This is a genomic window from Paraburkholderia humisilvae (genome assembly GCF_902859855.1).
Classification (GTDB): domain Bacteria; phylum Pseudomonadota; class Gammaproteobacteria; order Burkholderiales; family Burkholderiaceae; genus Paraburkholderia; species Paraburkholderia humisilvae.
Window position 1 is genome coordinate 20,443 of record NZ_CADIKH010000054.1, and the last position, 22,664, is coordinate 43,106.

Annotated in this window: 2 protein-coding genes; both read left to right on the forward strand. The window is 67.2% G+C overall.

Annotation, left to right across the window (positions count from 1 at the left end):
- Positions 1-3: 3 nt before the first annotated feature.
- The gene (locus HV796_RS33115; RefSeq protein ID WP_175232114.1) at positions 4-16,395 is read left to right on the forward strand and encodes a non-ribosomal peptide synthetase; all 16,392 of its coding nucleotides are present in this window, start codon (positions 4-6) and stop codon (positions 16,393-16,395) included.
- Positions 16,396-16,658: 263 nt separating this feature from the next.
- On the forward strand, positions 16,659-22,346 hold the full coding sequence (locus HV796_RS33120; protein WP_175232115.1) for a non-ribosomal peptide synthetase: 5,688 nt from the start codon (positions 16,659-16,661) through the stop codon (positions 22,344-22,346).
- The last annotated feature ends 318 nt before the right edge of the window (positions 22,347-22,664 follow it).

The window sequence follows — 22,664 nt, forward strand, 5'->3', positions numbered from 1 at the left end:
ACCATGCAAGACATTCAATTCGATACCGACTACCTGCCTGCCCGCGTCGCCTGTTTTGTTGCCGAGCGTCCTGATTCGGATGCGCTGATCGATCGCGACGGTCCGCTGTCCTGGCGCGACCTGTGGGACTGGTCGAGTCGGCTTGCCGCCGCGCTGGTCGAGCGCGGCGTGCAACCCGGCGACCGGGTGGCGCTCGCATTGCCGCGCGGTGCGGCGCTGGTCGCGAGTCTGCTAGCCGCGTGGCGCGTGCGCGCGTGCTATGTGCCGCTCGACCCGGCGCTGCCGGTTGCGCGTCTGCGCTGGCAAGCCGACGATTGCGGCGCGCGCGTCATGGTCGCCGCCGATGCGGTGGCGCTCGACCGGCTGCCGGCCGGCATGGTCACATTCGATCCGCGTGCCTCGCGCGCAGCGGACGAGACACCGCCGCACCACGCCAAAACGGAGGCGGTGCCGCAGGCGCCGTCAGGCCGCGATCATTTCGTGTGGCCGGCGTATGTGATCTACACGTCGGGCTCGAGCGGCCGGCCCAAGGGTGTGATGGTGAGCCACGCTGCGCTCAGCGCGTATCTGCGCGGCGTCGCGCAGCGCCTGCCGGACGGCATCGCGAGTGCGGCGTGGATTTCGACACCGGCTGCGGATCTCGGCCACACGGCGTTGTTCGGCGCGCTGTGGCACGGCTGGACGCTGCACGCCATCGACGCGCAACTTGCCGCCGATCCCGACGCGTTCGCTGCATATATGGATACCCACGCGATTGATCTGCTGAAGGTCGTGCCAAGCCATCTGGATGCGCTGATGCAGGGGCAATCGCCGCAACACACGTTGCCGCGCCGCTGCCTTGTGCTTGGCGGTGAGGCTGCGCCGACGCGGTTGGCACAGACGGTCGCGCAGTTGCGACCGCAATGTCGGATCGTCAACCACTATGGGCCGACTGAAACGGCGGTGGGGGTGCTCGCAACGGGTGTCGACGGTGGGAGTAGTGCAGCTCGTGCGAGCGACGCAACCAGCGCCGCCACACTGCTGCTCGGCACGCCGCTCGCGCACGTCGACGCAAAAATCGTCGACGCCGACGGCAACACCGTACCTAGGGGCATGGCCGGCGAACTGTGCATCGGCGGTCCGAGCGTCGCGTACGGATACCTGAATCAACCCGCGCTGACCGCCGAGCGTTTCGTACCCGATCCGGATGGTCACGGCACACGGCGCTATCGCACCGGCGACAAGAGCCGGCGTTTGCCGAACGGCGAATTTGCGTTTCTCGGCCGTCTCGACGACCAGGTCAAAATCCGCGGCTTTCGCGTCGAACCGGAGGAGATCGCCGCACGACTGCGCGCCCACCATGGCGTACGCGATGCGGTGGTGGCCGCATATGCCGACGTGCCCGATGCACCGTTGCGCCTCGCCGCATGGATTACGTCGGACGCGCCGGTCGATCTGGCCGCACTGCGCGCGCAACTCGTCGCCGAGTTGCCCGACTACATGGTGCCGGCATCGCTGCAGGTGCTGGCGGCTCTGCCGCTCACCTCGAACGGCAAGATCGACCGCGCGGCGCTGCCAGCGCCGAATGCCGGCGCAGCGTCCTCCGCGCAGGCACACGGCGCGCCGGGCAACGACGCCGAACGCGCGTTGCTGGCGGTCTGGCAGCAGGTGCTCAAGCGCGACGCAATCTCGGTGACCGACAACTTTTTCGAAATTGGCGGCGATTCGATCCTGAGCTTGCAGATCATCGGCAAGGCGCGTCGTGCGGGGCTCAAGTTGACGCCCAGGCAGATGTTCGACTACCCGACGATCGGGGCAGCCGCACGCGTTGCGGTAGCGATAGCGCCGGTCGCGAGTGCGACGATAACGGGCGGGGTAATGGCTGCGGCCAAGCAAGTCGCCGCAGCAGACTCGGCTGCCACAGCCGACACCGCGCTCGTACAAACAGCGCCCCCGACATCAGAACCCGCCGACACCTTCGACGAAGACGCATGTTTTTCCGCCGCCAACGTCGCGCGCAACGCGGCAGAAGCCGTTTACCCGGCTACCCCCATGCAGCAGGGCCTGTTGTTTCACGGCATGCTCGGCGATGCACCGGGCTCATACGTCTCGCAACTGCGTCTGACCGTCGACAACTTGCGGCTCGGCACGCTACGCGGCGCGTGGAATGCGGTGATCGCGCGGCATCCGGTGCTGCGCACGCGCTTCGTGTGGCCGGCCGGCGGCGAACCGCTGCAAGTGGTCGAGCGCGCTGCGACGATGCCGTTCGACATCCGTGAGCCGCTGTCCGTGCCAGCCGACGCCTATGAAGCAGCCTTCGCGCAGCAGCGTGCGTGCCTCGTCGAACGCGGTTTCGACTCGGGCGTCGCACCGCTGATGCGCGTGGACGTATTCGAGCGTCCCGACGGCGCGTACGACGTGCTGTGGACGCACCATCACGCGCTGACCGATGGCTGGAGCACCGCACAGGTGATCGCCGAAGTGGCGCGCGCATACGCAGAGCTGGCCGCGGGCCGCACGCCGGATGCGACGCCGGGCCCGCAGTACGCCGACTATGTGCGCTGGCTGCGGCGGCAGCCTGACACCGCTGCATTCTGGCACGCGCGTCTTGCAACACTCGACGAACCTGCGCTTCTCAGCGATGCGCTCGGCGGTGGACTGGGCACGCCGTCGCGCGCAAAGCATACCGAATCCGCAACCTCATACGAGCCCGAAGTCATCGTCCGTGAACTCGACGAGCCACGTGCCGCACAACTGCGGCGTGCCGCGCAACGCGCGCAGGTGACGCTCAACACGCTGGTGCAAGGCGCCTGGGCGCTTGCATTGGCGCATTTCTCCGGGCGTCGCCAGGTGCTGTTTGGCACGACCGTGGCGGGGCGTCCAGTCGATTTGCCCGACGCGCAGGCCACCGTCGGTCTGTTCATCAACAGCTTGCCGTTGTGGATCGACGTCGGGCCGTCGCTGCCGGTCACGGCATGGCTAGCCGAACTGCAGCGGCGCAATGCGGAGTTGCGAGAGGTCGAACACACGCCGCTCGCGAGTCTTCAGCAATGGGCTGGGCGCAGCGGCGATGCGCTGTTTGACAGCTTGATCGTGTTCCAAAACTTTCCGCTCGACGAAGCGCTCGATGCAAGCCGCAGCGGGCTCGCGTTGCGCGCGATCGAAGCACACAACCGCTCGCATCTGCCGCTGATGCTGGTGATTGCGCCGCATCGCGACAAACGCGGCGCACTGTGCTTTGAATGGTGTCTCGATACGACGCGTGTCGCCGCGAAAGACGCCACACTGCTGGCCGCGCATTTCGAACAGATGCTGGACCGACTCGTACAGGCCCTGACCGCGCCCGGCACTCCGCGTGCGCGGCTGCGCGATCTCGCTGCTGCCGAAGACGCGACAGCGCAACAACCCGCCAGCAACGCAACTGCATCGTTTGAGCACGAGTACAAGTCCGTGACAGAGCGCATCGACGCGCAGATTGCCGCGCGACCCGACGCCCTTGCGGTCTCGTTTGCCGGCGATGACGGCATGTCGTCTTCGTTGACGTATCGTGAGCTTGGTCGGCGTTCGGCACGAATCGCACGCGCCTGTCGGGCGGCGTTGGCGCGTAGCGGCGAAGGCTGCATCGGTATTGCACTGGCGCGCACGCCCGCGCTGGTCGCTACGATTCTCGGTGTGTTGCGCGCGGGTGCTGCGTATGTGCCGCTCGATCCGGCCTACCCGGACGATCGCCTGCGTCACATCGCGCTCGACGCACGACTCGACGCGCTGATCGTCGAGCCGGATCAACGCGAGCGCTTCGAAGCGCTGTTGCCAGGAATGGCGTTGCTGGATGCGCAAGTACTGGCTGCGCACGACGATGTAGCCGTTGCGGACGAAGAAATAGCCGCATTGCACGATGACTTCGTGCGGCCGCATGCGGAGCAGCTTGCGTATGTGATCTATACGTCGGGTTCGACGGGTGAGCCGAAGGGCGTGGGCGTGACGCACGCAAATGTGGCGCGGCTGTTCGATGCGACACGCACGCAGTTCGCGTTCAATGAAGATGACGTGTGGACGCTGTTCCACTCGTACGCATTCGATTTTTCCGTATGGGAGCTGTTCGGCGCGCTGGTGCATGGTGGACGCCTCGTGATCGTGCCGCACTGGACGGCCCGTGAACCATCGGCATTTCACGCGCTGCTGATGCGCGAGCAGGTGACGGTGCTGAACCAGACACCGTCGGCATTCGTGCAACTGGCGCAGGCAGATCGCGACAACACGCTGACGTCGCTGCGTACGGTGATCTTCGGTGGCGAGCGTCTGGAGCCGGCGGCGCTGGCGCGCTGGGCTGAGGGCGCGAAAGCGCTCGGCGTGCTGCCGGCACTGGTGAACATGTACGGCATTACCGAGACGACGGTGCACGTGACGTACCGTGCGCTCGACGAAGCAGCACTTGCCGACACGCGCAGCGTGATTGGCGCGCCGCTGGCCGACCTGACACTGCACGTGCTGGACGGTGATCTGAACCGTGTGCCGGCTGGCGCGGTAGGTGAACTGTACGTCGGCGGCGCAGGTCTGGCGCGCGGCTATCTGGGGCGCCCGGGGCTGACGGCAGAGCGTTTCATACCGGACCCGTATGGCGCGCCCGGCGCCCGGCTGTACCGGTCGGGAGATCTGGCGCGCCGTCTGCCGGATGGCGACCTGGAGTATCTGGGACGCAACGACCAGCAGGTGAAGATCCGCGGTTTCCGCATCGAGCCGGGCGAGATTCGGGCGGCGCTGCTCGCGCATGCGGACGTGAGCGATGCGGCCGTGGTGGTCGACGAAGGTGCGGGGCGACTCATCGCGTACGTGGCGACAGCAGGGGGTGCAGGTCGCGAAGACACATCGCGCTGGCAGGCATGGCTGAACACGCGGCTGCCTGCGCACATGGTTCCATCGGCGTACGTCGAACTCGAGCGCCTGCCGCTGACACCAAACGGCAAGCTCGACCGCCGCGCGTTGCCATCGCCGGCAACGTCCACCTCCGCACATGCCGCATTCGTCGCCCCACGTAACGAAACGGAGACGACGCTCGCTGCAATCTGGCAGCAAGTCCTCGGCGTCGAGCGCGTCGGCGTGCGCGACGATTTCTTCCTGCTAGGAGGCCAGTCGCTGCTCGCGGTCCGCATGATCTCGGCCGTGCGCAGCGCACTCGGCAATGCGCCTACGCTGCGCACGGTCTTCGAACACCCGGTGTTAGCCGATTTCGCCGCAACGCTGCGTGGCGCACACCTCGCCGATAACACGGGCTCAGATCTGGAGGCGGCCGCGCGCGCGCCTGCCGCATCGGCGCCCATCGCGTGGGCCACGCCGATGCCTCTATCCGCATCGCAAACCAGCTTGTGGTTCCTGTGGAAGATGGATCCGCACAGCGCCGCATATCACGTGAACGGCGCGTTGCGTTTCGCCGGCACGCTCGACGTCGACGCGCTGCGCGATGCTTTCGCAGCACTCAGCGCGCGCCATCCGGTATTGCGGATGCGTTTTGGCGAAACGGCGGGCGTTCCGTTTCAACGTATCGATGCGGCAAGCCGCGCCGCGATCCAGCTCGTCGATCTGCCGCACGACTATGCCGACGGCGATTTCGAGGCACAGCTTGCCGAATCGCTAGCCGGCCTCGTGCGCGCACCCTTCGCGCTCGAAGCCGAGCTGCCGGTGCGCGCGACACTGATCCGCGTCGCCGACCATCTTCATGTGCTGCACCTTGTGCTGCATCACATCGTCAGCGACGACGCATCGATCGGCCTGCTATTCGACGATTTTTCACGTCTGTACCGGCAGTTCGCAGCCGGCGTGCAGCGCGGCGACGAAGCCGCACTGGCGGCGGCATCGGCGGATGCCTATCGCACGCTGATCGAGGCTCGCATCGCACATTTGACGCCCGAGCGCGAAGCGGCGCAACTCGCCTGGTGGCGTGCAGAACTCGCTACCGGCGATGCGCAGATGCCGGTGCTCGCGCTGCCGTTCGACCGTACCCGCAGCGGGGCGCGTCACGCGCCGGGCGCGCGCCTCGGCGTGCATGTGCCGGCCGCCACCGTCGACGCGCTGCGTGCCCTCGCCCGCGCGCGGGGCGCGACGCTGTTCATCACGCTGGTCGCCGCCTTCGACGCGCTGCTGTACCGCTACACCGGGCAGCGCGACATCCGCATTGGCGTGCCGCTCGCCGGCCGCGATTGGCCGGGTGCGGCGCAAGTGGCTGGCTTCTTCGTCAACACGGTCGTGCTGCGCACCGCGCCGCATGGCGAGATGCGCGCGGCGCAACTTATCGATGCCGTGCGCGAACGGCTGCTCGACGCGCATGCCCATCAGGACGTGCCGTTTGCCGGCGTCGTCAAGGCGCTGCAGGTCGAGCGTGATCTGACGCAGACGCCGCTGTTCCAGGTGCTGGTCAGCCAGCAGCAGCGCCACGATTTGCACGCGTCGTTCGGCGACGCGCTGCGTGTGACGGTGCAGCCGGTGGAGACCGGCGAGGCGCAATTCGACCTGATGCTGAATTTCGCCGAAACAGCGGACGCCGGGCTTGATCTGAACTTCACCTACGCGGTCGACATATTCGATACCGCGACGCTCGCGCGGCTGGCCGGCAACTTTACCGGGTTGCTCGAGCAGTGGAGCGTGGCGCCTGATACGCAGCTCGCTTCGTTCGAGTTGCCGGAGAATCGTGCAGAGGCAGCGCCACGCGCGGTGCAGACGTGGCCCGCGCCGCGCGACGTGGTGTCGCGCTTCGTCGCGCAGGCAGCGCAGCGCGGCAAGGCCATGGCGATTGCCGATGGCGACGCGCACGTAACGTATGCGCAGCTCGATACATGGTCGCTGGCGATCGCGCATGCGCTGCGGCGGCAGGGCGTCACGCCGGGGATGCGCGTCGGTGTATCGATGAACCGTTCGGCGGCGCTGGTCGCTGCGCTGCTCGGCGTGCTGCGCGCGGGTGCGGCATATGTGCCGCTGGACCCTTCGTATCCGCCGCAACAGCTCGCGCATGGGGTCGATGACGCGCAGCTCGGTCCGATTGTCGTCGATGCAGCGAGCCTCGCGCAGCATGCGGAACTGTTTGCAGGCCGCGCGACGCTCGACGTTGCAGCGTTACGCGAAGAGCCCGCTGCGGCATTGCACGATGACTTCGTGCGGCCGCATGCGGAGCAGCTTGCGTATGTGATCTATACGTCGGGTTCGACGGGTGAGCCGAAGGGCGTGGGCGTGACGCACGCAAATGTGGCGCGGCTGTTCGATGCGACACGCACGCAGTTCGCGTTCAATGAAGATGACGTGTGGACGCTGTTCCACTCGTACGCATTCGATTTTTCCGTATGGGAGCTGTTCGGCGCGCTGGTGCATGGTGGACGCCTCGTGATCGTGCCGCACTGGACGGCCCGTGAACCATCGGCATTTCACGCGCTGCTGATGCGCGAGCAGGTGACGGTGCTGAACCAGACACCGTCGGCATTCGTGCAACTGGCGCAGGCAGATCGCGACAACACGCTGACGTCGCTGCGTACGGTGATCTTCGGTGGCGAGCGTCTGGAGCCGGCGGCGCTGGCGCGCTGGGCTGAGGGCGCGAAAGCGCTCGGCGTGCTGCCGGCACTGGTGAACATGTACGGCATTACCGAGACGACGGTGCACGTGACGTACCGTGCGCTCGACGAAGCAGCACTTGCCGACACGCGCAGCGTGATTGGCGCGCCGCTGGCCGACCTGACACTGCACGTGCTGGACGGTGATCTGAACCGTGTGCCGGCTGGCGCGGTAGGTGAACTGTACGTCGGCGGCGCAGGTCTGGCGCGCGGCTATCTGGGGCGCCCGGGGCTGACGGCAGAGCGTTTCATACCGGACCCGTATGGCGCGCCCGGCGCCCGGCTGTACCGGTCGGGAGATCTGGCGCGCCGTCTGCCGGATGGCGACCTGGAGTATCTGGGACGCAACGACCAGCAGGTGAAGATCCGCGGTTTCCGCATCGAGCCGGGCGAGATTCGGGCGGCGCTGCTCGCGCATGCGGACGTGAGCGATGCGGCCGTGGTGGTCGACGAAGGTGCGGGGCGACTCATCGCGTACGTGGCGACAGCAGGGGGTGCAGGTCGCGAAGACACATCGCGCTGGCAGGCATGGCTGAACACGCGGCTGCCTGCGCACATGGTTCCATCGGCGTACGTCGAACTCGAGCGCCTGCCGCTGACACCAAACGGCAAGCTCGACCGCCGCGCGTTGCCATCGCCGGCAACGGCAACGCGCACTGCGGGCGCCATCCCGGCTTCAACCCCTGACGAAGCTACGCTGCTCGCGATCTGGCGTACCGTGCTGCGGCGTGACGACATCGGCGTGACCGACAATTTCTTCGCGGTCGGCGGCGATTCGATCCTGAGTTTGCAAGTCGTCGCGAAGGCGCGCGATGCGGGTCTGCATCTGACGCCGCGTATAGTGTTCGAAGCGCCAAGCGTCGAGCAACTGGCGCGCGCGGCGCTGGCACACACGCAGAGGCGATCCACTACGGCCGGTGCTCCGCAAGCACCGGTCAGCGTCGCTAGCGAGGCTGCTTCGTCGGACTTGTGGCGCGCGCTCGGTTTGACGCTCGAGCATATCGAGGACGTCTATCCGGCCACGCCGCTGCAAAGCGGTCTGCTGTACCACACACTTGCGGCGCAGCCCGGCGAGCGCGCCTATCTGAACCAGATATGCGTGACGCTGACCGGCACGCTCGATGTCGACGCGTTGCGTGGCGCATGGCAAGCCGCACTGGAGCGCCATGCGATTCTGCGCACACGCTTTGCGTGGCAGCACGGCGGCAACGCCCTGCAGATCGTGCAACGCACGCTCACCGTGCCGTTCGACACGTACGACCGGTCCGCCGCGACCGACTACGATGCACGCCTCGCCGACTGGCGCGAGCGCGATCTCGCGGCGGGCATCGCGCTCGATGCGGCGCCGCTGATGCGCATCGCGTTGTTCGTGCGCGACGCGCAGCATGCAGATCTGGTGTGGACGCATCATCATCTGCTGCTCGATGGCTGGAGCGTGACGCAATTGTTCGGCGAGATTCTGCGCGACTACCGCGCACGCATCGGCGGCGCGGTGGCGCAGTTCGAGCCGGTGCCGCCGTACCGGCGTTACGTCGAATGGATACGCGCCGCGGCGGGCGACGCCACGACCGAAGCCTGGTGGCGCAAGCGTGCCGCGCGTCTGGACGATCCCGCGACGCTGACTGCCAGCCTCGCTGAGCCGCGCGGTGCAGAACCCGGCGCGCACGCGCGGCGGCATCGGCTCGATGCGGCGCTTGCCGAGGGGTTGAATGCGGCGGCGCGGCGCCATCAAGTGACGCTCAATACGTTGATGCAAGGTGCCTGGGCCGTGCTGCTGGCACGCTATGGACACCGGCGCGGCGTCGCCTACGGGACGACGCTCGCCGGCAGGCCCGCGCAGTTGCCGGGTGTCGAGCGGATGCTGGGGCTGTTCATCAATACGCTGCCGGTGTGGGTCGACGTCGATGCGCGCGCGGAGATCGGCGCCTGGCTGCGCGACGTGCAACGCGAACTGATGGAGTTGCGGCAGCACGAATGCACGCCGCTGGCGCAGGTGCAGCAGTGGGTCGGCCGCAGCGGCGACGCGTTGTTCGACAGCCTTATCGTGTTCGAGAACTATCCGGCCGATGCGGCGCGCGATGACGATACGGGGATCAAGGTCGCCGCAGTGGATTCGGTGGATCCCACGCATTACCCGCTCGCGCTGGCGATCATTCCGCGTGGGCAGGCGCTGGCGCTTGAATGGGCATGGAATGGCGAGCGGATCGATCGCGCGACGGTGGAGCGAATCGCGGCGCAGTATGAATCGTTGCTGAGGCAACTGGCTGAGGATGGAAGGAAGCGGGTTGGGGAGCTGGTGCTGGCGGGGCGCGAGGGGCAGGTGGCTCGGGAGTATGGGTTTGCGTCGCTGGGGGCGGGGCTTGTTGAGCAGGCGTGGCGTACGCCAGAGGCGACGGCACTGCGTTGTGAGGATGAGTCGCTGAGCTATGCGCAGCTCGATGCGTGGGCAACGGTACTGGCGGCGCGGCTCGTATCGCATGGTGTGTGCGCAGAGCGGCGCGTGGGGCTATGCGTGCGCCGGGGGCCGGCGATGATCGCGGCGTTGCTGGGGGTGATCCGCTCGGGCGGCGCATTCGTGCCACTTGATCCGTCGTACCCGGCAGCACGCCTCACACAGATGATCGAAGACGCGGGCATCGTGCAGGTGCTGGCCGATGCGCAAAGCGCGGATGGTTTGTCGGATGTGCTGGCCGGTTGTGAGGTGATCGATGTGAATGGCGCGCAGCAGCCGCACGATGCGCGGTGTGCGCCGGGCGATACGCGTTTCTCCCCGGCGCCGCTGCACCCCGACCAGCTGGCCTACGTGCTGTACACGTCGGGGTCGACAGGCAAACCCAAGGGCGTAGCGGTCAGCCACGGTGCACTGTGGACCCACCTGCAGGACTTCCTCACTACCTACGGCATTAGTGCAGCTGACACAGTACTGCACTCATCGACGATCAACTTCGACGTGGCCCTGCATGAAACGCTGCCGGCGCTGCTCACGGGCGCGACGGTGGAAATGCGCGGCGAAGCACCGTGGGACCTGCAAAGCCTGAGCGAGCGTCTGGTCAGCCGCCGGGTGACGTTTGCCCGGATTCCGACCGCGCTGTGGCAGCAGTGGCAGCGTCACGCCCCGCCGCGCTCGGCACTGGCGTTGCGCCAGGTGACGGTGGGCGGCGAGGCGCTGCCAGGCGATGCGCTCGCGCACTGGCGCGCGGGCGCCCTGTCGGACATCGCACTGGACAACCTGTACGGACCGACCGAGACGACGGTCGCGGCCCTGTACCGGCGTACCGGGGCGCAGGACGTACATGAGGTGACGGTCCCGATCGGCGTGCCTTACCCGGGTCGCAGCGCACGGGTGCTCGATGCCTTCGGCGACGAGGCACCTGCTGGTGGTGTGGGTGAACTGTGCATTGGCGGGCCGACGGTTGCACGCGGCTATCTGGGCCGCGCGGGGCTGACGGCAGAACGTTTCGTACCGGACCCGCAGGGCGGCCCGGGCGCGCGCCAGTACCGCAGTGGCGATCTATGCCGTATGCGCGAGGACGGTACGGTGGAGTTTCTCGGGCGGCTGGACCAGCAGGTGAAACTGCGCGGACAGCGTATCGAGCTGGGCGAGATCGAGGCGGTGCTGCGCCAGGGCAGCGGGGTGCGCGAGGCGGCGGTGATCGTCAAGGGTGAAGGAGCGAAGCAGCGGCTGGCAGCGTACGTGGCGGGCAGCGCGAACGAGCTGGACGTGCCGTCGCTGCAGCGGCGGCTGGAGCAGAAGCTGCCAGCGTACATGGTGCCCTCGACGCTGACGTGGCTCGAACGTCTGCCGTTGATGCCCAACGGCAAGCTGGACCGCGGGGGATTGCCGCAGCCACAGCAAAGGGAACGCGAACGGGTTGAACCGTCGAACGAAACCGAGGCACAGCTGCTGTCGATCTGGTCCGCGGTACTGGGGCGCAGCGATCTCGGCGTGACGGACAACTTCTTCGAAGCCGGAGGCGATTCGATCCAGAGCCTGCAGATCATCGCGCGGGCACGGGAAGTGGGCCTGAAGCTGACGCCGGCGCAGGTGTTCGAGCACCCGACGGTGGCTGGCCAGGCACAACGCGCGCAGCAGCTGGAAGCCGGCTCGGATGAGGCACATGACGATGGTGCGGCACTGCCACTCACGCCGATCCAGCAGCAGTTCTTTGCACGCTACCCGGAAGGCGAGTCGCACTGGAACCAGGCGGTGCTGCTGAAGGTACGCGGGCCGCTGCAGGTGAAAGCACTTGAGCATGCAGTGCAGGCGATCGCAGCGCGTCACGATGCATTGCGTTTGCGGTTCATAAAGGAAGCGGACGGCTGGAAGCAGGGGCTGGCAGCGGCAGAAGCAGGCGAAGCGGAACAACTGGTACGCCACGAATGCCTCACCTCGCTGGAAGAACTGGAAGCCGCGTGCGAGCGCATCCAGTCGAGCCTGGACATTGGGCGAGGTCCGCTGTGGCGGGTCGGTTACTTCGAGACGGCGCAGGGCGACACACGTCTGCTGGTGGCGATTCACCACCTGTCAGTGGACGGCGTGTCATGGCGGGTCCTGCTCGACGAGCTGCAGAAAGCGTACGAACAGGCCGCACGCAACGAGCCCGTCACGCTGCCTGCCGCATCGACACCGTGGCGCACATGGGTGCGCGCACTACATCGTTACGCGAAATCAGACAAGGTGCAGGCCGAAGCATCATGGTGGCAATGCGCGTTGGCCACACTTGATGCCGTCCCCGATCTGCCACTGCGCGCAGCAGCGCACACGCGCTTTACCGACAGCGGCACAGTCGAATGGACACTCGACGCTTCGCGCACGCGCGACCTGCTGCACAACACATCGCACGCGTATCGCACACGCGTCGATGAGTTGCTGCTCGCTGCGCTCGCGCAGGCGCTCGGCGCATGGAGCGGCGCATCGGAAGTAGCCGTCGATCTCGAAGGCCATGGCCGCGAGAGCGTGCTCGACGACGTCGACCTGAGCTGCACGGTCGGCTGGTTCACCACACGCTTTCCGGTCGCGCTACCCGCCGCGCCCGCCTTGCCCGGCGACGCGCTGGTCGCCGTCAAGACGCGCCTGCGCGCAGTGCCGTACAAGGGCCTGCACTGGGGGCTACTCGACGCGAGCCGCACGCAGCGCTGGCCCGCCGTCAGCTTCAACTATCTCGGCCGTTTCGACCAGGCGCTCGATTCCGATGCCCGCTTCGCGTTCAGCAACGAAGCGCTGGGCCAAAGCCAGGGCGCGGACGCACGGCTCGACTACGCCCTCGATCTGAACGGCCTGATCACCGGCGATCGACTGCTGCTGCGCTGGCGCTTCGATCCGGCGCGCGTCGACCGTGAGACGGTGGAGCGCCTCGTTGCCGCATTCGACCGCGAGGTCGGCGCGCTGCTCGCGCATTGCGTTGCGGCGCCGCCAGGTGCAAGCGCATCGGATTTCCCGCTCGCCGGCCTCGACGACACGCAATTGCGCGCGCTCGCGCTGCCGCTCGGCCGCATCGCGGATATCTATCCGGCTACCCCGTTGCAGCAAGGGCTGCTTTACCACAGCGAACGGCAGTGCGGTGAAGGCGTCTACGTGAACCAGTTGCAGCTGACACTCGCCGGTCCGTTCGATGCCGGTGCGCTGCGTAACGCATGGCAGGCCGCGCTGGCGCGGCACGAGATGCTGCGCACGCGCTTCGAATGGCGGCATGGCGACCACGCTTTGCAGATCGTCGAGCGCGACGCGGTATTGCCATTCTCGGTGCACGACTGGCACGACGCGCCTGATTACGACACGCGCCTCGCTCGATGGCGCGCGGCCGATCTGGCTGCGGGCGTCGATACGTCGCAGGCACCGCTGATGCGGGTCAACGTGTTCCGTCGCCCGGATGGCCGTTTCGACATGGTGCGCACGCATCATCACGTGCTGACCGACGGCTGGAGCGGCTCGCGGCTGCTCGCGGAAGTGTTCGATCATTACGAGCAGGCGCTCGGCGTGCGCGGCCCTGCAGCGCGGGTTGCGGCAAGCGTGGCGCCGCCGTATCGCCGCTACGTCGAGTGGCTGGCGCGGCAACCCGATACACGCGACTGGTGGCGGGCGCGCCTCGCTGCCGCCGCCGACGCCGGCACGCTGACCGCGAGTCTTGCCGCGCCGCTCGACATGCCGGCCGATGTCCTGCCGAAACTCGCACCGCCGAAACTTTCGCTGACGCTCGATACTGCGCTCGACACGCAGGTGCGGCAAGCCGCGCGGCGCTATCGCGTGACGCTCAACACGCTGATGCAAGGTGCGTGGGCCGTGCTGCTGGCCCGGCTATCCGGCAAGCCAGCGGTCGCGTTCGGTGTGACGGTGTCGGGGCGGCCGGCGTCGCTCGTGGGCGCCGAGGACATGTTTGGCCTGTTCATCAACAGCCTGCCGGTGTTGCTGCGCGTGCCCGGCGCTGCCACGGTACCGGAATGGCTTGGCGAATTGCAGACGTACAACACGCAGATGCGTGAGGTCGAACACACCCCGCTGGCGGCGCTGCAGCAGTGGGCCGGCCGCAGCGGCGATGCGCTGTTCGACAGTCTGATCGTGTTCGAAAACTATCCGGTGGCGGCGCGGCCGGCGCGGGACGCGGAGCAGGGCGTGCGCGTCGACGGTGTCGCCAACGCGGAGCGCACGCACTATCCGTTGACGCTGACGATTCTGCCGGCAGCGCGGCTCGAACTGCAATGGGGCTGGGATCAGCGGCGTTTGTCGCAACAGCAGGTCGAAAGGCTGCAGCGGCAATACGTGACCCTGCTCGCCGCCATGGCAGCAGAGGGCGAGCACGCGGTGCACTGCGTCGGCGAACTTGCGGTGCGGGCGGATGCGGCGCGCGCTGCGGCGTTGCCCGATGCCGCGTTCCGCGCATGCCACCAGCGGTTTGCCGATATGGCGATACGCTCACCGGCGCGTATCGCGCTGCGTCAACACGGCGAGGCGTTCGACTACGGGACGCTCGCGCGCTGGGCGGCGCGTATCGGTGCGCGTTTGCACGATAGCGGTGTGCAGCGAGAGGAACGCATCGGCGTGTCCATGCGGCGCTCGCCGGCGCTACTGGCCTCGATGCTTGGCGTGTGGCGCAGCGGCGCGGCTTATGTGCCGCTCGATCCGGCGTTTCCGGCGGCGCGTCTGGCCGACATGCTCGACGATGCCGGCATCACGCGTGTGATTGCCGATGCGGATGGACGCGCGCGGTTGGCAGAGGCGCTGGTGGGGCGCGTGGTGATCGACGCGGGGGAGGCGACAGCGAGCAATGCCGCAAATGCTGTCGATACGGCGCACGCGGTGCGTACTGCAGGGGCCGCGGACGAACTGGACATTGCAAGTTTCGCAGACGCGTCAAACATGTCAAACGCCTCGCACACTGTGTCCGCCGCCCAGGACGTGTGGTCCGTGCATGCCGTCAGCGAAGCACAGCTCGCCTACGTGATCTACACATCCGGTTCGACCGGCAAGCCCAAAGGCGTCGCGGTCTCTCACGGTGCGCTCGCGCGTCTGCTCGACAGCGTCGGCATTGCGCCGGGACTGGCCGAAGACGATGTGCTGTTATCGGTAACCACTGCGTCGTTCGACATCTCACTACTCGAGTTCTGTCTGCCGTTGATCAAAGGCGCCACCGTCGAACTGGCCGATGCCGCCACCGCGACCGACGGCACCGCGCTTGCGCGGCTGATCGACACGAGCGGCGCAACCGTGATGCAGGCGACGCCGAGCGCCTGGCGTCTGCTGGTCGAATCCGGCTGGCGTGGCCCGGCACGCGGGCAGATGACAGGCTTCGCGGGCGGTGAGGCGTTACCGGCTGACCTCGCGCAGCAACTCACCGGGCGCGACGTCGCCCTCTGGAACCTGTACGGGCCGACCGAGACGACGATCTGGTCGGCCTGCATGAAAATTTCTGAAGGCGCACCGGTCACGATCGGTCGCGCGCTGCACGCGAACGCGCTGCGCATCGTCGATGCAAGCGGCGCGTTGACGCCGGCGGGCGGCACCGGCGAGCTGTGCATTGGCGGCGTCAATCTCGCGCGCGGCTACCTCGGCCGGCCGGGGCTGAGCGCCGAGCGTTTCGTGCCCGATCCGTATGGGCCGCCGGGCGCACGCATGTATCGCACGGGCGACCTTGCCCGCGAATTGCCCGATGGCGCGTTCGAGTGCCTCGGCCGCATCGATCAGCAGGTCAAGCTGCGCGGTTACCGTATCGAACTCGGCGAGATCGAGACCGCGCTGCGCGGCTGCGTCGGCGTCGCCGATGCAGCTGTTGCAGTCGTTCACGGAACGGGCGAGGTACAGACACGGCTGGTCGGCTATGTGGTGGTCGCCGGTGACAGCGCCGGTCAGGTGGGGGCTGTGCCGACTGGCTGGCGGCAAACGCTCGCCGCGCGTTTGCCCACGTACATGGTGCCGGGCGCGCTGTATGCGTTGACGGCGTTGCCACGCACCGCAAACGGCAAGCTCGATCGCAATGCGCTCGCGCGCTGCGAAGTGCCTGCTGCCGACGAAATCGCGTGGGTCGAGCCATCGGGGGCGACCGAGACACTCGTCGCACAGTTGTTCGGCGAGTTGCTCGGCCTCGCCCGGATTGGCGCGCACGACGACTTCTTTGCGCTTGGCGGCCATTCGCTGACGGCGGTGCGCCTGAGCGCGCGGCTGTCGGAGCGGCTCGGCTACAAGGTCGCCATCGCGATGCTGTTCGATGCGCCGACGCCGGCATCACTCGCGGCCGCATTGGCGCGCGATGCCGATGGCGCTGCGACGCGCGGCGAGCGAAATGGCGACGAACTTCAGGCATTGGACGGGCTGTTCGATGAGCTGGACTGATAGATCACACCAGATTACGGGCGGCGACGGCGACGGGGGTTGTGCGCGCGTGCCGGAATACGGTCTGGTCCGTGCAAATGATTGTGAGTTGACGAATGCGAATTGACGACAGGTTGGCGAGCGCCTCGCAGGAAGAGGCGAATGGAACGGCTGCCGCGGATTCGGGTGAGGTTGCGGTGCCTGCGTTTGTAACGGCGACGGTGTCTGAGGCCGCTTCCGCGGTTGAGACTTCAACGCCACGCATGGCAGCGGCGACATCGTCAATGGAGGCAACGGCGCGGTCGGGTTCGCCACGGAGCGTCGAGTTCCCCGTCGCGCCGCACGGCGCCGCCGGCACCACTCAACCCGCCATCGACAACGCCGCGGCCCAGCACGCGCTTGCGATCGCCCGCAAATACGCGGCGCTGCCCGCCGAGCGCCGCCAGCGTTTTCGCGACAAGGCGCGCGACCAGGGCATCGATCCTGCGCGCTTACCGATCGTGCCTTTGCTGCAAGAGGGCGCGCACACGTACCCGCTCGCCCCGGCACAGGAACGGCTGTGGTTTTTGTGGAAGCTTGCGCCGCACAATCCTGCATACCATCTCGCGCGTGCCATGCGTGTCACCGGTCAACTCCACGTGCGTGCGCTGCGCAGCGCGCTCGATGCGCTGGTTGCGCGGCACGGTGCACTGCGTGCGTGCTTTGTCGAAACGCGCGGCGTGCCAGTCCAGCGGATCGCTGAAGAGGCTCGCTATGCGTGGCGCGAGCGCTCGCTGGACGATGCCGCGCGGTTGCGCGACACATTGCGCAGTACTGCGCGCGAGCCGTTCGATCTGGAGCGCGGACCGCTGCTACGGGTCGAGCTGATCTCGCTTGGTGCTCAGCTTCACGTGCTGCAGCTCGTCACGCACCACATCGTGTCGGATGGCTGGTCACAGGCGCTGCTGTTGCGTGAGCTTGCGACCTTGTATCGCGCTGCGCTAGCAGGCGAAGGTGCCAGGCCCGCGGATGCATTGCTGCCGCTCGAGCTTCATTTCGGCGACGTCGCCGCGTGGCAGGCGGAGTGGTTCGACGCCGTAGCCGATGACGATCTAGCATACTGGCGCGCGCGGCTTGGCGTGGCGCGGCCGGCGCTCGAATTGCCGCTCGACCGGCCGCGCGGCGCGGTACGTGGCATCGAAGGCGGTCGCTGCCAGCGCGACATCGGCGCAGCGCTCGCCGCCCGTTTGCGCGAATTCGCGCGCGCGCAGCGTACGACGCTTTTCACCGTGCTGCTCGGCGTGCATGCCGCACTGTTGTATCGCTATGGCGGGCAGACGACGGTGCGCATCGGCGTGCCGTCGGCGGGACGTCAGCGCCGTGAGACCGAGGCGTTGATTGGCTATTTCGCGAATACGCTGGTGCTGGAGGCGGACGTCGATGGCGCGTTGCGCTTTGACGCATTGCTGGCCGGTTTGCACCAGCGTGTTCTCGAAGCGCACGCGCATCAGGCAGTGCCGTTCGGGCGCGTGCTCGACACGCTCGAGGTCGAGCGCGATCTCGGCCGCTCGCCGCTGTTCCAGGTGATGTTCAACCTCGAGCATGCGACACGCGCAGCGGACGTGACGATGCCAGGTCTCATCGTCGAAGCCGAGGAGGGCGGCACGCAGACTGCGCGGTTCGATCTGGTGCTGAACGTCGTCGACGATGGGCGCGGGCTGAGGCTGATGTTCAACCATGCGAAGGACGTGTTCAATACGGCGACGGTGGAGCGAATCGCGGCGCAGTATGAATCGTTGCTGAGGCAACTGGCTGAGGATGGAAGGAAGCGGGTTGGGGAGCTGGTGCTGGCGGGGCGCGAGGGGCAGGTGGCTCGGGAGTATGGGTTTGCGTCGCTGGGGGCGGGGCTTGTTGAGCAGGCGTGGCGTACGCCAGAGGCGACGGCACTGCGTTGTGAGGATGAGTCGCTGAGCTATGCGCAGCTCGATGCGTGGGCAACGGTACTGGCGGCGCGGCTCGTATCGCATGGTGTGTGCGCAGAGCGGCGCGTGGGGCTATGCGTGCGCCGGGGGCCGGCGATGATCGCGGCGTTGCTGGGGGTGATCCGCTCGGGCGGCGCATTCGTGCCACTTGATCCGTCGTACCCGGCAGCACGCCTCACACAGATGATCGAAGACGCGGGCATCGTGCAGGTGCTGGCCGATGCGCAAAGCGCGGATGGTTTGTCGGATGTGCTGGCCGGTTGTGAGGTGATCGATGTGAATGGCGCGCAGCAGCCGCACGATGCGCGGTGTGCGCCGGGCGATACGCGTTTCTCCCCGGCGCCGCTGCACCCCGACCAGCTGGCCTACGTGCTGTACACGTCGGGGTCGACAGGCAAACCCAAGGGCGTAGCGGTCAGCCACGGTGCACTGTGGACCCACCTGCAGGACTTCCTCACTACCTACGGCATTAGTGCAGCTGACACAGTACTGCACTCATCGACGATCAACTTCGACGTGGCCCTGCATGAAACGCTGCCGGCGCTGCTCACGGGCGCGACGGTGGAAATGCGCGGCGAAGCACCGTGGGACCTGCAAAGCCTGAGCGAGCGTCTGGTCAGCCGCCGGGTGACGTTTGCCCGGATTCCGACCGCGCTGTGGCAGCAGTGGCAGCGTCACGCCCCGCCGCGCTCGGCACTGGCGTTGCGCCAGGTGACGGTGGGCGGCGAGGCGCTGCCAGGCGATGCGCTCGCGCACTGGCGCGCGGGCGCCCTGTCGGACATCGCACTGGACAACCTGTACGGACCGACCGAGACGACGGTCGCGGCCCTGTACCGGCGTACCGGGGCGCAGGACGTACATGAGGTGACGGTCCCGATCGGCGTGCCTTACCCGGGTCGCAGCGCACGGGTGCTCGATGCCTTCGGCGACGAGGCACCTGCTGGTGGTGTGGGTGAACTGTGCATTGGCGGGCCGACGGTTGCACGCGGCTATCTGGGCCGCGCGGGGCTGACGGCAGAACGTTTCGTACCGGACCCGCAGGGCGGCCCGGGCGCGCGCCAGTACCGCAGTGGCGATCTATGCCGTATGCGCGAGGACGGTACGGTGGAGTTTCTCGGGCGGCTGGACCAGCAGGTGAAACTGCGCGGACAGCGTATCGAGCTGGGCGAGATCGAGGCGGTGCTGCGCCAGGGCAGCGGGGTGCGCGAGGCGGCGGTGATCGTCAAGGGTGAAGGAGCGAAGCAGCGGCTGGCAGCGTACGTGGCGGGCAGCGCGAACGAGCTGGACGTGCCGTCGCTGCAGCGGCGGCTGGAGCAGAAGCTGCCAGCGTACATGGTGCCCTCGACGCTGACGTGGCTCGAACGTCTGCCGTTGATGCCCAACGGCAAGCTGGACCGCGGGGGATTGCCGCAGCCACAGCAAAGGGAACGCGAACGGGTTGAACCGTCGAACGAAACCGAGGCACAGCTGCTGTCGATCTGGTCCGCGGTACTGGGGCGCAGCGATCTCGGCGTGACGGACAACTTCTTCGAAGCCGGAGGCGATTCGATCCAGAGCCTGCAGATCATCGCGCGGGCACGGGAAGTGGGCCTGAAGCTGACGCCGGCGCAGGTGTTCGAGCACCCGACGGTGGCTGGCCAGGCACAACGCGCGCAGCAGCTGGAAGCCGGCTCGGATGAGGCACATGACGATGGTGCGGCACTGCCACTCACGCCGATCCAGCAGCAGTTCTTTGCACGCTACCCGGAAGGCGAGTCGCACTGGAACCAGGCGGTGCTGCTGAAGGTACGCGGGCCGCTGCAGGTGAAAGCACTTGAGCATGCAGTGCAGGCGATCGCAGCGCGTCACGATGCATTGCGTTTGCGGTTCATAAAGGAAGCGGACGGCTGGAAGCAGGGGCTGGCAGCGGCAGAAGCAGGCGAAGCGGAACAACTGGTACGCCACGAATGCCTCACCTCGCTGGAAGAACTGGAAGCCGCGTGCGAGCGCATCCAGTCGAGCCTGGACATTGGGCGAGGTCCGCTGTGGCGGGTCGGTTACTTCGAGACGGCGCAGGGCGACACACGTCTGCTGGTGGCGATTCACCACCTGTCAGTGGACGGCGTGTCATGGCGGGTCCTGCTCGACGAGCTGCAGAAAGCGTACGAACAGGCCGCACGCAACGAGCCCGTCACGCTGCCTGCCGCATCGACACCGTGGCGCACATGGGTGCGCGCACTACATCGTTACGCGAAATCATCCGCACGCATCGCTGAACTTGCGTGGTGGCAGACCGCGCTCGACGCACCTTCATTGCGCGATGGCCCGCTTTTTCCGCCGCTCAAGCCGCATGCCGAGGTCCAAAAGACGTTACGCACAAACCTGTCGCCGCAATTGACCGCGACGCTGCTGCGCGAAGCACCGCGCGCTTACCGGATGCGCGTCGACGAAGTGCTGCTTGCCGCGCTCACGAGTGCGATCGGCACCATCACGGCGCGCGACGAAGTGCTGGTCGAGCTCGAAGCCCACGGCCGCGAGGATGTACTCGACAGCGTTGACATGAGCCGCACGGTCGGCTGGTTCACCACGCAATACCCGCTTGCGCTGCCGTGCGCGGCGGAACCTGCGGCACTCTTGCAATGTGTGCATGCGCGTGTCGCCAGTGTGCCGCAGCGCGGCTTCGGCTGGGGATTGCTCGAACAATGTGCAGATGCTGCGAGCCGTGCAGCGCTCGCGGTGTTGCCCGTTGCGGAAATCGGCTTCAACTATCTGGGCCGGTTTGACCAGACTTTCAATAACACGAGCCGCTTCGGTTTCACAAACGAATCCTCCGGTGCGGCTATCGCGTTGCACGCGCGCATGCCAGATCGTGCGCTCGATATCAACAGCTGGATAATTGCGGACTCGCTGGTGATCACGTGGGACTACGCGCCACAGTTCATCCCGGATGCGCTTGCCGAACGGCTCGCCAGCTCGTTCGAGCGCACGCTTCAGGCGCTGCTTGACCATCTGCGTGACGCCGAGCCGTCAGTAGCCGGGTCCGGACAGGCTGACGGCACCGTGCGGCTCGCGCCGGTGCCGGCCGCGCTCGAAGCGCTCGCTCGTGACGACACGGTCGCGGCCAGTTGGGTGTCGCGGGCGTCTTTCGAAGCGAGCTTGCCGGTGCCGTCATGCGAAGCACTTTCGAATTGGCTCTCGCGGCGCCACAGCGTCCCAGCCGATGCAGACAAGTCGAGCGAGCGTTATGGCACGCCGACCACGCATGCCTTACACAATGCTCACAGCTCACACGACCCACTCACCACGCCCTCACGCGAAACGCTGCTATTGCCCGCCATCCCGCTGAACGCGCTCGATGCGCCCGCCACGCTGTTCTGCCTGCACCCCGGCTACGGCATGGTCGGTGAGTACCGCACGCTCGCTCAGGCGCTGAACGGCCGCATCACGCTTATTGCGCTACAGGCGCCCGCCCTGCGCGGCGCACCGTGGCGCGGCGCGACCTTCGAAGCGCTCGCCGCGCACTACGCCGCGTGCATCGCGGCATGGCAGCCGTCTCAGGGCTACGCGTTGCTCGGCTGGTCGTTCGGCGGGAGGCTGGCGATCGCGATCGCCGAATTGCTGGAGCGACGCGGCGAACACGTGTCGTTCGTCGGCATGGTCGATACCGCCACGCATCGCGACGAGGGCCCCGAGCCTCGCCGCAGCAACGATGAGGCTGCTGCACTCGATCCAGCGTTGTTCGCGCGCGCCGAGCCATCGCTGCTCGGCGCTGCGTTCGACGTCGACGCATTGCATGTCGAACTGATGGTGCACCACGCTCTGCCGCGCATCGCCTCCGATCTGCATCTGTGGCGCGCGTTGCGCAACACAGCGGACCCACGTCGGCACATGACATGGGCGCCGCACACCGCCGGCCGGCTGCATGGCTACGACCTCGACGCGACGCACACCAGCATCGTGCATCACCCGGCACTGGCCGCCGAACTGGTTAAGCTGCTGGCGCCAGGACACGAAGACCCCCGCATCGCCTGACACATAGGGTTAGCCGCCACGCTGAGCCGCGGCAAAACTTCTCGCGGCGCAGCGTGGCGGTGCGGTTTCCGATCTGCTCAGCATTAAGAACACACAAATGAGTGGGTAGCCCCACTGCCTCTCGGCAGCGGAGCCCCCGAAGGTAGGGTCGAGAACTGGCGCGCGCACGGTAGGCTCCGGTGGTCTCTCCACCGCTTTCGCGGTTGGACCTCAGTCCGGCTGCCATGGTCACGTTTCCAGCTCCCGCCACGTCAAACCGGGCGTGCGGTTTTCCCGCACCCGGCTTTCCTGTCTGCTTCATGTCAAGGTTTATTGGGC

Coding starts and splice junctions, on each gene's coding strand:
- HV796_RS33120 (WP_175232115.1), top strand. CDS start 16,659: ATGGAGGCAACGGCGCGGTCGGGTTCGCCACGGAGCGTCGAGTTCCCC.
- HV796_RS33115 (WP_175232114.1), top strand. CDS start 4: ATGCAAGACATTCAATTCGATACCGACTACCTGCCTGCCCGCGTCGCC.